General features: G+C 59.0%; 16 protein-coding genes. 11 read left to right on the top strand and 5 right to left on the bottom strand.

The window, feature by feature from the left end:
* Positions 1–261, top strand: a 261-nt coding sequence (locus ACFDSS_RS11105) for an EamA family transporter (protein WP_375255812.1), incomplete at its 5' end; no start/stop codon positions are given.
* Here the strand turns inward: ACFDSS_RS11105 and ACFDSS_RS11100 are convergent.
* Complete coding sequence (locus tag ACFDSS_RS11100; protein WP_375255811.1) at positions 258–935, bottom strand: NUDIX domain-containing protein; 678 nt, start codon at positions 933–935, stop codon at positions 258–260. The genes ACFDSS_RS11105 and ACFDSS_RS11100 overlap by 4 nt on opposite strands.
* Positions 936–951: 16 nt before the next feature.
* A complete protein-coding gene (locus ACFDSS_RS11095) occupies positions 952–1341 on the bottom strand; it encodes a DUF983 domain-containing protein (RefSeq protein WP_375255810.1) in 390 nt (129 codons plus the stop codon).
* A gap of 186 nt (positions 1342–1527) precedes the next feature.
* On the opposite strand from ACFDSS_RS11095, the gene ACFDSS_RS11090 reads away from it, so the two are divergent.
* From ACFDSS_RS11090 to ACFDSS_RS11075, 4 genes are all read left to right on the top strand, one after another.
* Positions 1528–1992: an EF-hand domain-containing protein gene (locus ACFDSS_RS11090; RefSeq protein WP_375255809.1), complete on the top strand. Its 465-nt coding sequence runs from the start codon at positions 1528–1530 to the stop codon at positions 1990–1992.
* Between the two features lie 74 nt (positions 1993–2066).
* Positions 2067–2663, top strand: coding sequence for an RNA polymerase sigma factor (locus ACFDSS_RS11085; protein WP_375255808.1), 597 nt, complete (start codon positions 2067–2069; stop codon positions 2661–2663).
* A complete protein-coding gene (locus ACFDSS_RS11080) occupies positions 2641–3006 on the top strand; it encodes a hypothetical protein (RefSeq protein WP_375255807.1) in 366 nt (121 codons plus the stop codon). Before ACFDSS_RS11085 ends, ACFDSS_RS11080 begins: the two co-directional genes overlap by 23 nt.
* On the top strand, positions 2999–3484 hold the full coding sequence (locus ACFDSS_RS11075; RefSeq protein ID WP_375255806.1) for a periplasmic heavy metal sensor: 486 nt from the start codon (positions 2999–3001) through the stop codon (positions 3482–3484). The genes ACFDSS_RS11080 and ACFDSS_RS11075 overlap by 8 nt, the downstream gene beginning before the upstream one ends.
* Here the strand turns inward: ACFDSS_RS11075 and ACFDSS_RS11070 are convergent.
* Entirely contained in the window at positions 3473–3934 is a 462-nt protein-coding gene (locus ACFDSS_RS11070; RefSeq protein WP_375255805.1) for a GGDEF domain-containing protein, read from the bottom strand. The two genes, ACFDSS_RS11075 and ACFDSS_RS11070, sit on opposite strands and share 12 nt — an antisense overlap.
* Entirely contained in the window at positions 3880–4854 is a 975-nt protein-coding gene (locus ACFDSS_RS11065; RefSeq protein WP_375255804.1) for a response regulator, read from the bottom strand. Before ACFDSS_RS11065 ends, ACFDSS_RS11070 begins: the two co-directional genes overlap by 55 nt.
* A 94-nt stretch (positions 4855–4948) precedes the next feature.
* Between ACFDSS_RS11065 and ACFDSS_RS11060 the strand changes: the two genes are divergently transcribed.
* From ACFDSS_RS11060 to ACFDSS_RS11050, 3 genes are all read left to right on the top strand, one after another.
* Complete coding sequence (locus tag ACFDSS_RS11060; protein WP_375255803.1) at positions 4949–5227, top strand: DUF3572 domain-containing protein; 279 nt, start codon at positions 4949–4951, stop codon at positions 5225–5227.
* 65 nt (positions 5228–5292) lie between these two features.
* A complete protein-coding gene (locus ACFDSS_RS11055) occupies positions 5293–5997 on the top strand; it encodes an HAD family hydrolase (protein ID WP_375255802.1) in 705 nt (234 codons plus the stop codon).
* Positions 5998–6080: 83 nt separating this feature from the next.
* Positions 6081–7640: a trimethylamine methyltransferase family protein gene (locus ACFDSS_RS11050; RefSeq protein ID WP_375255801.1), complete on the top strand. Its 1560-nt coding sequence runs from the start codon at positions 6081–6083 to the stop codon at positions 7638–7640.
* Between the two features lie 24 nt (positions 7641–7664).
* On the opposite strand, the gene ACFDSS_RS11045 is transcribed toward ACFDSS_RS11050, so the two are convergent.
* Positions 7665–8591 carry a zinc ABC transporter substrate-binding protein gene (locus ACFDSS_RS11045; protein ID WP_375255800.1) on the bottom strand — a complete coding sequence of 309 codons (927 nt, stop codon included), beginning with the start codon at positions 8589–8591 and terminating at the stop codon, positions 7665–7667.
* 70 nt (positions 8592–8661) lie between these two features.
* Between ACFDSS_RS11045 and ACFDSS_RS11040 the strand changes: the two genes are divergently transcribed.
* The 3 genes from ACFDSS_RS11040 to ACFDSS_RS11030 are packed head-to-tail and all read left to right on the top strand — an operon-like array spanning position 8662 to position 10696.
* On the top strand, positions 8662–9141 hold the full coding sequence (locus ACFDSS_RS11040) for a transcriptional repressor (RefSeq protein ID WP_375255799.1): 480 nt from the start codon (positions 8662–8664) through the stop codon (positions 9139–9141).
* Complete coding sequence (locus ACFDSS_RS11035) at positions 9138–9896, top strand: metal ABC transporter ATP-binding protein (RefSeq protein ID WP_375255798.1); 759 nt, start codon at positions 9138–9140, stop codon at positions 9894–9896. The genes ACFDSS_RS11040 and ACFDSS_RS11035 overlap by 4 nt, the downstream gene beginning before the upstream one ends.
* A complete protein-coding gene (locus ACFDSS_RS11030; RefSeq protein ID WP_375255797.1) occupies positions 9896–10696 on the top strand; it encodes a metal ABC transporter permease in 801 nt (266 codons plus the stop codon). Before ACFDSS_RS11035 ends, ACFDSS_RS11030 begins: the two co-directional genes overlap by 1 nt.
* The last annotated feature ends 30 nt before the right edge of the window (positions 10697–10726 follow it).

Genomic DNA, 10726 nt, shown 5'->3' with positions numbered 1-10726 from the left:
GAAAGGGGTGAGGTCATGCGGGTTCTGCGGGCTTGGCGGGTCGCGGGGCTGGTGGGGATCACCAGCATGATTGGCTCGATCTGTTGGTTCACGGCTTTCACCTTGCAGAACGCGGCCTACGTCAATGCCGTCGGCCAAATCGAGCTTTTGTTTTCATTGATGGTTGGCGCATTTGTCTTTGGCGAAAGGATTGGCCCGCGCGAATGGCAAGGTTTGATCTTGCTGACGATCAGCATCGTGATGCTTGTTTTGCTGCTCTAGAGCAGCGAATGCCCGTCCAGACGGGTCACAAGATGCGCCTCATCATCATTGCGAAAAAACGGGACGCTGATGGGTGTGCCGCCGCGTTCGATATGGGCGATCAGCTCTGCGAGGACGACTTTGGTGATGAAAGGCAGGTTAAAACTGCGGGCCTGATCCAATGGGACCCATTGCAAATGCGATAGTTCGTCCTCAGCACGCGAAAAATCATCGGCATCCGTCGTCAGGGCATCGGCATCCGCAAGAAAGAACCGGGCGTCAAAACGGCGCGGGCGGCCTTGCGGCGTCACGGCGCGGAAGAAAAACTGCAACGCGCCCCCATGTGGAATGACACCGTGTTTTGCAAATCCGCGCCAGCCCTGCGGCGGATCGGTCCAGTTTTGCGGATGACCAAGGATCAGACCGGTTTCTTCCCACAATTCACGAATTGCGGCAGCAGCGAGAGTATCGGCGGGCAAGGCGCTTTCAGCAGTGAGGCGTTGCCGATCCAGCATCGAAAGCGGGCTTATGGGCACATGGGCGTCGTTGGGGTCCACGGCGCCGCCGGGAAAAACAAATTTTCCCGGCAGAAACGCAGCAGAGGCGCCGCGTTGACCCATCAAGACGGCTGGATCAGTGGCCGTGTTGCGCAATACGATGATTGTTGCGGCATCGCGAATAGCGGTCTTGTCCATGCCGGCCCCTTGCTGACTAGGCGCTATGGCCGAACCCGTGCATCCGGCGCGCCCATTGGATGGCAACGACCATGCCCTTCATACGCGGCAAAAGATAGAGCGACAGCGCAATCGCCGCGACCGAGAGGGTGGACGCCATGATCCAGGGGTCAGGTCGGAATTGCACCCACATGAAGTGGATTGAGAACCCAAGAATATGTCCGACAAGCAGGATCGTCAGATAGGCAGGGCCATCATCCGCCCGGTGATGAAAGAGCTCTTCTCTGCAATTCGGGCACGTATCAGTGACCTTGAGATACTGCGTGAACAATGGGGCATCCCCACAGTTGGGGCATTTGCAACGCAACCCATAGAGAACCGCGGCCTTAGTCGGGCGATCATCGGAATTGGTCTGCGCGTGTGACATCAAGGTCTCCGTCTGTCTTGCCAGACATGCCTGATCCGACATGCTTTGAAAAGAGGGAGAGCGGCCATGCCGCGATCAAAGTTCTGATATTTTTTCGACTTTCTGCGACGGAAGCAGCGTGCCTCCACGTTTGAGAGGGGTCAGCGGCGCAAATGCTGCGGTGAAAAACACAAGAAAGGAAAGACGATGAAAACGAAGGTATTGATGGCAGCGGTTCTCTCTGGTCTGGTCTTGGTCGCTGGGGCGGCACAGGCAGACGGTCCACGCGACCGCCCGGATTTCGCAACACTTGATCTAAACGGTGACGGGGCCTTGTCGCTGGATGAAATGCAGGCACAGGGCGAAGCCCGCTTTGCCGCAGCCGACGCGAACGGGGATGGCGCGTTGTCCGCGCAAGAGCTGATTGCAGCCGCAGGCCAACGTGCAGAGGACCGGGCGGCCAAAATGATTGAGCGGCTCGATGCCAACGAAGACGGCGTGCTGCAAATGGATGAGATGCCACGACAGGGCGGCGATCGCGCAGAGCGCATGTTCGAACGCGTCGATGCAGACGGTGACGGTGTTCTGTCACAAGATGAGTTCGAAACTGCCCAAGAGCGGCGCGGCGGCCGCGGCGGTCATGGTGGCAAAGGCGGACGTGATCGCGGTTAAGACGGGTTCGGCCGGGGGCCCAGGGGTCTCCGGCCGATTGCCAGCAATGCCCCAAGACGCTAGCACAAGGCCAGATGACCCAAGCACAAGACCCCTTTGCAGGCGCCCCCGACGAGGCCGTCCTGATCGCCTTCGCCAATGGCGATGGGCAAGCCGCGCGGGTTTTGACGGCGCGTCTGTTGCCAAGGGTCATGGCGCAGGCGACGCGTATGCTAGGCAACAGAAATGAGGCGGAAGACGCAGCGCAAGACGCGTTCATGCGGCTTTGGAAGCAAGCGCCCAATTGGCGGCAGGGCGAGGCGCAGGTCAGTACATGGCTCTACCGTGTGGTCGCAAATCTATGTACCGACCGGCTTCGCAAGCGCCGTGGCGCGGTGTCACTCGACCAGGTGGCAGAGCCGATGGATGCCGCGCCAAGCGTGCCGGCCCAAATGCAGACCCAAGCCCGCATGATGGCGCTTTCGAATGCATTGGCGGCCTTGCCGGAACGACAGGCGCAAGCGGTGGCCCTGCGACATCTGGAGGGGCTGGCGAACCCTGAAATTGCACAAATCATGGACATCAGCGTGCGGTCCGTGGAAAGTTTAACAGCACGTGGGAAACGGGCGCTGACAGCGATCTTGTCAGGGCAAAAGGCGGAACTGGGGTATGACGATGATGAACCCGAATGAAGAAATGCTCGATGCGGTTTTTGCGCAGGCCCGTGGGGCAGATACGACGCCCGGTGATGACGTGACAGCACGTATTCTTGCAGATGCAGCTACTGTCCAAAGCGGTTTTGGCGCAAGCGCGGCGCCGGAAAAGACGGGCCTATGGGCGCGGATGCTGGACGCGCTGGGCGGCTGGCCTGCGGTCAGCGGTCTGACGGCGGCAACGGTCGCGGGCATCTGGGTGGGCGTTGCCCCGCCGATGGCGATAGAAGATCTGACCGCCTCTGTGATCGGGGATGAAGTCAGTGTCAGCTTTTACGCGTCTGATCTGGGATTTGAGACGGAGGTATTGATTGATGGTTGAAGCTGGTGGAAAGCCACGTCGCCTTTGGAAGGTCGTTCTGGTGAGTTCGCTTGCGATCAACCTCGCGGTGGCGGGCATTGTTGTTGGTGCCCTGAGCACTGGTCGGATCGGTGATGGTCCGCCACGCAGCTTCGATTTCGGCGTGGGGCCGATGGCGCGCGCTTTGATGCCGCATGAACAGCGCGATATCAGGCGGGAAATGCGTAACGATCGGGCCCTGCGTTCGGTGGATTTTCGCACTGGTCTGCGCAATATCGAAGCCGCTCTCGTCGCCGATCCTTTTGAGCCGGAAGACTTGCGCGCGGCGCTGGGCACACAGCGCAACAAAGTATCGTCCGTTCAGACGGCGGCGCAAGAGGCGCTGATTGCAACCGTCACCGATATGACACCTGAGCGTCGTGCCGCCTTTGCGGCGGCGGTCGTGGAAGAGATGGCCAAGGCCCGCCCCCGCGGTTCACGCCAAGGCTCAGGCGGCTGACTGGCCCATTGCGATCTGGTTCCTGCCCGCTGATTTTGCCGCATAAAGCGCCTGATCCGCGGTTTCGCAAAGCGCGCTGACTGAACAATCCCGTAAGGCTTCATTTGCGCTGACAGCGACGCCGACCGATACTGTCATAGGGATGGCCGGATGTGCAGGTCCGATATCAAATCCACGGCTGTTGACAATGCGTCGCAGGCGATCCGCCGCCAGACGCGCCTGCCGCACAGAAGTGCGCGGCATGACGACCATGAATTCCTCACCGCCGACCCGCCCGATTGTATCGATGGCGCGCAAGTTCTTTCTCAGCCGGTGGGAGAGCGCGATCAGGGCCTGATCGCCTGCCGCATGGCCGTGGCAGTCATTGATCGCCTTGAAGTGGTCGATATCAATCATCAACACCGCAAAGGCCCGCCCTGATATGCGGGCTTGCTCTGCAACTTTGGCCAAATGAGGATCGCAATACCGCCGGTTGTAAAGCCCGGTAAGGGATCAGTCAGCGCGGCATGTAGCCCGTCATGCAACATGATGCGCAGGGCATCCTGTTGTTTTTTGCGGCGGATCAACGCCTTGATGCGCAGGGATACCTCCGCCCGGCTACACCCTTCCGGCACGATGTCATCCGCGCCCAGATCAAGAAAAAGTGCCGCAATTTCAGGTGAATGTGGTGGTGTGAGCACCAGTTGGGTTGTGTAGCGGGTCGCTTCGCGGGCACGCAAATCGGACACCAGCCCCAAAAGGGCGCGGTCGCTTTGCAGAATGTTGCGCGCGTCAATAATGACCACATCGAGCGCCGATGAAGGACCTGCCCCGCAAAGGGCCTCTTTGATGCTGACGATTTTCATGGACGCGGGCAAATAGCCGTCAAAGCAAACGGGCAAAGTCATGGACGGCTCCTTGATGAAGCCAACTTTTGTTGCGTTCTCAAACGGGCTGCGCCGGTCTTCAAAGCCCAAGGCGCGCACCATGCTGTCCCGCAGCATCAGTTCTTCACTGGCACTGCGCGCGCGCAACAAGCTGCGGATCCGCGCCAGCAAAAGCGGGTCATTGATCGGTTCGGGCATCACATCGTCGGCCCCGGCATCAAGTGCCGCGAAACGGGCCTTGATAGTGTCAGCCGAACCGGTGGCGATGATGGCAATTGAAGCGGTATCGGGGGTGTTCCGCAAGCTCTTGCAGAACCCGTGCAACCGCCCGCCCGGATCACCGAAGTTAATGAGGATCAGGTCGGGGCGCGCCTGCGCAATGGCCTTTTCGGCAGTGCGTCGGTCGGCACAGGCATCTACAGCGTATTGGGCTGCCTGCATCTTCGCCTTGAGCACAGTCCGGCTGGCCGCTACCCCATCCAAAATCAATATTCGTGCTGGCATCCGGCGCGTCCTTTCCTGGGGGAACCCCAAAACTCCGGATGCATTTTCTCGCCAATTGGTTAAAGAAAAGTTTCTAGCGTCGTAAGGAACAGCCATGACACCGCAAAATGCCGAAATTATCGCTCTGCAGGCCCTTGGTTGGCTCGCTTCAAACGAGGAGCTTTGCCCGATCTTTCTTTCGGGAACCGGCGGCAGTGTGGATGAATTGCGGACGCGGGCGACTGACCCGGCGTTTCAGGCGTCGGTCTTGGAGTTTGTGACGATGGATGACGCGTGGGTGGTGGCGTTTTGTGACACTATGGCGTTGGCTTATGACCAGCCGCTGCGGGCGCGATACGCCTTGCCGGGGGCCGAACAGGTCAGTTGGACCTAGATCAGGATGTCATCATTCAAACAGGCAGGCCCCACGGTGTAACTTGGAAAGAAATGAGGACGCCGATGATAAAAGGCATCATCTTTGACAAAGACGGCACATTGTTTGACTTCAATGCGACCTGGGGGACGTGGACGCGCGCGATGCTTGAGGCTGAAACAGCACATGATCCGGCACTCTTTGATCCGCTGGCAGAGGCGCTGGGCTATGACACGGACCAAAATCGCTTCCTTCCCGATAGTCTGGTTATCGCGGCGACAGCGGGGGAAACGGCGGATCGGATACGATCGGTTCTGCCGCAGTTGGACAGGCAGGCTTTGTTGGCGCGGATGAACGACGCGGCAGCACAGGTGCCGCAAGTCGAAACGGTTCCGCTCATCGCGTATTTCACCAATTTGCGTCAGGCTGGCCTACGTCTTGGGATCGCCACCAATGACGCAGAGGCGCCAGCACGTATCCATCTTGAGCGGGCAGGCGTCAACGCAATGTTTGATTTCGTCGCAGGCTATGACAGCGGCTATGGTGGCAAGCCGGCGCCGGGGCAGCTTTTGGCGTTTTGCGACCAAACAGGATTGCGACCTGATGAATGTCTCATGGTTGGCGACAGTACACATGACCTCCATGCTGGGCGCGCCGCTGGGATGGGGACTGTTGGCGTATTGACTGGCCCGGCTCCGGCTGAGGAATTATCGGCCATTGCGGATGCCGTGCTGCAGCACATCGGAGAAATTCCGGACTGGCTGCGCAGCCAAACGCCGCCCATGATCTAAAATCGACAGGCTTTGTCGGTTTTCCGTCATCGTTGTGCTTTCCAGTTTGTAATGCTGGTCACCGAACAAGGCAGGGTATCACTATGGCAGAGACGGGCAAATCACGACGGCGCGGCGGCGGTCGGGCAGGAGCAGCGAACCGGCGCGGCACGGCCACGATTGAGCAAATGCCATGGCGATTACCGATCAATACGGATCGCCCAACAGAGCCTTTGGACGGCGACGGCGTGCGGGCGATCCATAATGGCGCGATGCAGATCCTCGAAGATATCGGAATCGAATTTCTTAATGAGGAGGCGTTGACCCTCTTCAAGCAGGCTGGTTGCACGGTCAACGGCACCAATGTGCGGATGGGCCGTGACTGGGTCATGGAAATGCTCCGACATGCGCCTGCGCAGTTCGACATCACACCGCGCAACCCGGACAGGAAAATCACCATCGGGGGCAAGCATATCCTTTTTGGCAATGTGTCATCGCCGCCGAATTACTACGACATGGAGATCGGCAAAAAGGTCTCCGGCACCCGCGCGCAATGTGCCAATTTGCTGAAGCTGACCCAATATTTCAACTGCATCCACTTCGCAGGCGGCTATCCGGTGGAACCCGTGGATGTGCACGCATCGGTGCGGCATCTTGATGTTGTTTACGACAAAATGACCCTGACTGACAAAGTCGCACACGCCTATTCGCTGGGCAAAGAGCGCGTCGAAGATGTGATGGAGATGGTCAAAATCGCGGGTGGCCTGAGCGAAGAGGAATTCGCTTCCAAGCCGCATATGTACACCAACATCAACTCGACTTCGCCACTGAAACATGATGTGCCGATGATCGACGGATGTCTGCGCTGCGTGCGGCGTGGGCAGGCGGTGGTTGTGACGCCGTTCACATTGGCCGGGGCGATGGCACCTGTCACCATGTCGGGGGCTGTGACGTTGTCGATCGCAGAGGCAATCAGCGCAATCGCACTCTTTCAATATGTCCGGCCCGGCGCACCATGCGTGATTGGCACGTTCACCAGCAACGTCGATATGAAATCAGGCGCGCCGGCCTTTGGCACGCCGGAATACATGCGCGCGACGCAAATGACCGGCCAAATGGCGCGGTTCTACGGGCTGCCGATGCGTGCTTCTGGCGTCTGTGCGGCCAATGTTCCCGACGGTCAGGCGATGTGGGAGACCTCCAATTCGCTCTGGTCAGCCGTGCAATCAGGCACCAATGTGGTCTATCACGCCGCTGGCTGGCTTGAGGGCGGCTTGATCGCCAGCCCCGAAAAGTTTGTCATGGATTGCGAAGTCATCCAGATGATCCAGCGGTATATGGAACCTCAGATCGTCGCGACCACGCCTGATGATATCGCGATTGATGCCATAAAGGAGGTCGGTCCAAACGGGCATTTCTTTGGCATTCAGCACACGCAGGACCGCTACGAAGATGCGTTCTATCAGCCATTCCTGTCTGATTGGCGAAACTTTGAAGCCTGGGAAGTCGCAGGCGGCATCTGGACAGCGGAGCGCGCGCACCGGACTTTCAAGGATATTGTCGCTGGTTTCGAAGCGCCGCCCATGGATGAGGCGGTGAAAGAGGAATTGACGGCCTTTGTCGCACGCCGCAAAAACGAGGGCGGCGCGCCGACTGATTTCTAGGCATGGGGTGGTTTGGGACCTACCCTATGACCCCGCTCCAAGGCACTGGGCAAAATTATCTGCCAACCGTCTGACCATTTGCTCATAGAGGGCTGTACCCTCGACCAGACCAACCCCAACCCCGTCGATTTGCGTGGTATTCGCGGATGTGCCTTCCGTGATAAGTTGTGCCCAGCGGTCACCAATCTCCGCGTCACTCATTACACATGCCACATTGCTTCCCGCCAGTTCCGCACGAAGCGCTGCGACCTGCGCAGGTCCGGGGGTGCGGGCATCGATCCCTGAAAAGGCACCCAATGCGGTCAGGCCAAAACGTGCCTCAAAATACTGATACCCATCGTGGGGCAGGACGTATGCACGATCCGTCAGCCCATCAAATTGGGCTGCGATATCGTCGGTAAGGGCTGCCAGACGCGCCACTGTCGCATCAGCATTCGCGCGATAAACGGCTGCATTTTCTGGATCAATCCGGGCGAGCTCGGCTGCAATTTTCTGGGTCCAGACACCTGCAATCACCGGGTCAAGCCACGCGTGTGGATCGATGTCGCCATCGTCGTCGTGTGGGTCTGCGTCAATGGTCTCACCGTCTTGAAAAACGGCGAATTCTTCCAGCTCACGAACTTCCAGCGGCGTCCAGCCAGTCGTTTCCAGCAAGCTGAATTGCACAGCCTGAGGTGCCAATGTCTGAAGCTGTTCTTCCATCCAAGGTGTCAGGCTTTCGCCCACCCAGAAAATGATTTCGGCATCTGCCAACCGCTCTGCGTCGCTTGGGCGGAGTGAAAAATCATGCGGGTCAGCGCCGGGTGGAAGCAGCGCCGCGGCTGGCGCGCCCAGATCACCCATTACTTGCGCAGTCAGGCTTTGCAGCGGAACAATATCAGTCATGACCGTTGGCACGCCTGCCATCGCGGGCAGGGGCAGCAAGCAAAGGGTTGAGGCGAAACGAATCATCTTGGCATCCTTGTTTTTTGAGATCGGCTTTGATATAGTTGGTATGTTATAACATCACAAGTTGAAAAAAATGTCCAACGATACCCTTGGCTTTTCGCGCCATGACCACACCAGTTGTGTAAGCGCGGCGCTTGTCGCGGCAGAGGCCGCTTGTGCGTCGCGCAATTTGCAATTGACGCCGATCCGGCGGCGGGTGCTTGAAATTCTGCTCGAAAGCCATGCGGCGATGGGCGCCTATGACGTTTTGGCGCGGCTCGACGCAGAGGGGTTGGGCTCCAAGCCGCCCGTCGCTTACCGCGCCTTGAGCTTTCTGGTCGACAACGGTTTCGTGCACCGGATCGAGCGCTTGAATGCCTTCATCGCTTGTGCCCATCCCGGCGCACACCACGATCCGGCATTCATGATCTGCCGCGGCTGCGGCACCGTGGCCGAAGCGCAGGCAACAGCTGCGATGACCCAACCTGCAGCACTCAGTGGTTTTCAGGTCGAACAAACCGTGATTGAAGCCGAAGGTCTTTGCCCCGCGTGCCAACCGGAGGCGGATGCATGAGCTTGATCGATGTCAACGCCGTGGCTTTTGCGCATGGCGGCCAGTCTGTGTTGCAAGGTGTGAACCTGTCCATCGATGCAGGCGAGATCGTCACGATTGTCGGCCCCAATGGGTCTGGCAAATCGACATTGTTGCGCATGATTATCGGGGCGCTGAAGCCGCTTAAAGGGACAGTCACGCGCCAGAAGGGTCTGCGCATCGGGTATGTTCCGCAAAAGCTGCACATCGACCCGACACTGCCGATCACGGTTGAACGGTTCTTGAACCTGCCCCAGCCTGTCGACATGCGGGCGGCCCAGGAAGCGCTCAACAAGGCAGGGGTCGCGGGTGTCAGCAAGCAGCAAATGTCGCAGCTTTCGGGAGGGCAGTTTCAGCGGGTCTTGCTGGCGCGGGCGATCTTGTCCAAGCCGCATCTTTTGATGCTGGACGAGGCGACGCAAGGGCTAGACCAACCCGGATCGGCGGCGTTTTACAGGCAGATTGATGCGGTACGACAAGACATCGGTTGCGCGGTTTTGATGGTCAGCCATGAACTGCATGTGGTGATGAGCGCCTCTGACCGCGTAATTTGCCTCAACGGACATATCTGTTGTGAAGGCACGCCAGAGGTCGTCTCGGCCGCGCCGGCTTATCGCGAACTGTTTGGCACGGGGACGGGCGGTGCTTTGGCACTGTATCGGCACGACCATGACCATGCGCACGACCATGATGATGGCCACGATCATGGGCACCACCACCATGAGGCGGCTGAATAATGCTTGATGATTTTCTTGTTCGCGCGGCGCTTGCTGGCGTTGGCACAGCCATTGCAGCGGGTCTTTTGGGCTGCTTTGTTGTCTGGCGGCGGATGGCCTATTTCGGCGACGCGACAGCGCATGCGGCGGTGTTGGGTGTGGCTTTGGCATTGCTTTTCGGAACTTCCATCACGCTGGGCGTCGGTTTCGTGGCATTGACGATGGCAGTGCTGATCCACGGGCTGAGTGCGCAGGGTGCTGCGGTAGATACGGTGCTGGGCGTCTTGGCGCACTCAGCACTCGCGATGGGGCTGGTTGCGGTGACGCTTATTCCGGGGCAACGCATTGATCTTGATGCATATTTGTTCGGTGACGTACTCAGCGTGACGCGGACGGATATCGCCGTGATTTGGGGCGGAGGTGCCTTGGTTGTGGCGACGCTCTGGTGGCATTGGTCCGCGATCCTGACCGCAACGCTGAGCCCTGATCTGGCCTATGCCGCAGGGATCAATCCGCGCCGTGAGCAGTTGGTTCTGACACTTCTGCTGGCCGCTTTCGTGGCGGTTGCCATCAAGGTCGTCGGCGCACTTCTGATTACAGCCTTGTTGATTATCCCGGCCGCCGCCGCGCGCAATTTTGCGGCAACGCCGGAACGGATGGCCGCGCTTTCCATGGCAATCGGCGCGCTTTCAGCTATCGCGGGATTGCGACTGGCTGTCATTCTCGACACAGGCGTTGGCCCCTCTATCATCGTCGTGGCCGCGCTGATCTTCGCGGCAAGCGCCTTGGCTCATGCTGCACGCCGCCTCAAAGTGACCTAGGTATCCATCCAGATCGTCACAGGGCCGTCA

Origin of the sequence: Yoonia sp. (assembly GCF_042093035.1) — a bacterium.
GTDB lineage: Bacteria > Pseudomonadota > Alphaproteobacteria > Rhodobacterales > Rhodobacteraceae > Yoonia.
This window is presented reverse-complemented; position numbering and strand designations above follow the sequence as displayed.

What these genes read in the sequence shown, in the direction of transcription:
- ACFDSS_RS11100 (WP_375255811.1), bottom strand. Translation starts at nt 935, where the DNA reads ATGGACAAGACCGCTATTCGCGATGCCGCAACAATCATCGTATTGCGC.
- ACFDSS_RS11095 (WP_375255810.1), bottom strand. Translation starts at nt 1,341, where the DNA reads ATGTCACACGCGCAGACCAATTCCGATGATCGCCCGACTAAGGCCGCG.
- ACFDSS_RS11090 (WP_375255809.1), top strand. Translation starts at nt 1,528, where the DNA reads ATGAAAACGAAGGTATTGATGGCAGCGGTTCTCTCTGGTCTGGTCTTG.
- ACFDSS_RS11085 (WP_375255808.1), top strand. Translation starts at nt 2,067, where the DNA reads ATGACCCAAGCACAAGACCCCTTTGCAGGCGCCCCCGACGAGGCCGTC.
- ACFDSS_RS11080 (WP_375255807.1), top strand. Translation starts at nt 2,641, where the DNA reads ATGACGATGATGAACCCGAATGAAGAAATGCTCGATGCGGTTTTTGCG.
- ACFDSS_RS11075 (WP_375255806.1), top strand. Translation starts at nt 2,999, where the DNA reads ATGGTTGAAGCTGGTGGAAAGCCACGTCGCCTTTGGAAGGTCGTTCTG.
- ACFDSS_RS11065 (WP_375255804.1), bottom strand. Translation starts at nt 4,854, where the DNA reads ATGCCAGCACGAATATTGATTTTGGATGGGGTAGCGGCCAGCCGGACT.
- ACFDSS_RS11060 (WP_375255803.1), top strand. Translation starts at nt 4,949, where the DNA reads ATGACACCGCAAAATGCCGAAATTATCGCTCTGCAGGCCCTTGGTTGG.
- ACFDSS_RS11055 (WP_375255802.1), top strand. Translation starts at nt 5,293, where the DNA reads ATGATAAAAGGCATCATCTTTGACAAAGACGGCACATTGTTTGACTTC.
- ACFDSS_RS11050 (WP_375255801.1), top strand. Translation starts at nt 6,081, where the DNA reads ATGGCAGAGACGGGCAAATCACGACGGCGCGGCGGCGGTCGGGCAGGA.
- ACFDSS_RS11045 (WP_375255800.1), bottom strand. Translation starts at nt 8,591, where the DNA reads ATGATTCGTTTCGCCTCAACCCTTTGCTTGCTGCCCCTGCCCGCGATG.
- ACFDSS_RS11040 (WP_375255799.1), top strand. Translation starts at nt 8,662, where the DNA reads ATGTCCAACGATACCCTTGGCTTTTCGCGCCATGACCACACCAGTTGT.
- ACFDSS_RS11035 (WP_375255798.1), top strand. Translation starts at nt 9,138, where the DNA reads ATGAGCTTGATCGATGTCAACGCCGTGGCTTTTGCGCATGGCGGCCAG.
- ACFDSS_RS11030 (WP_375255797.1), top strand. Translation starts at nt 9,896, where the DNA reads ATGCTTGATGATTTTCTTGTTCGCGCGGCGCTTGCTGGCGTTGGCACA.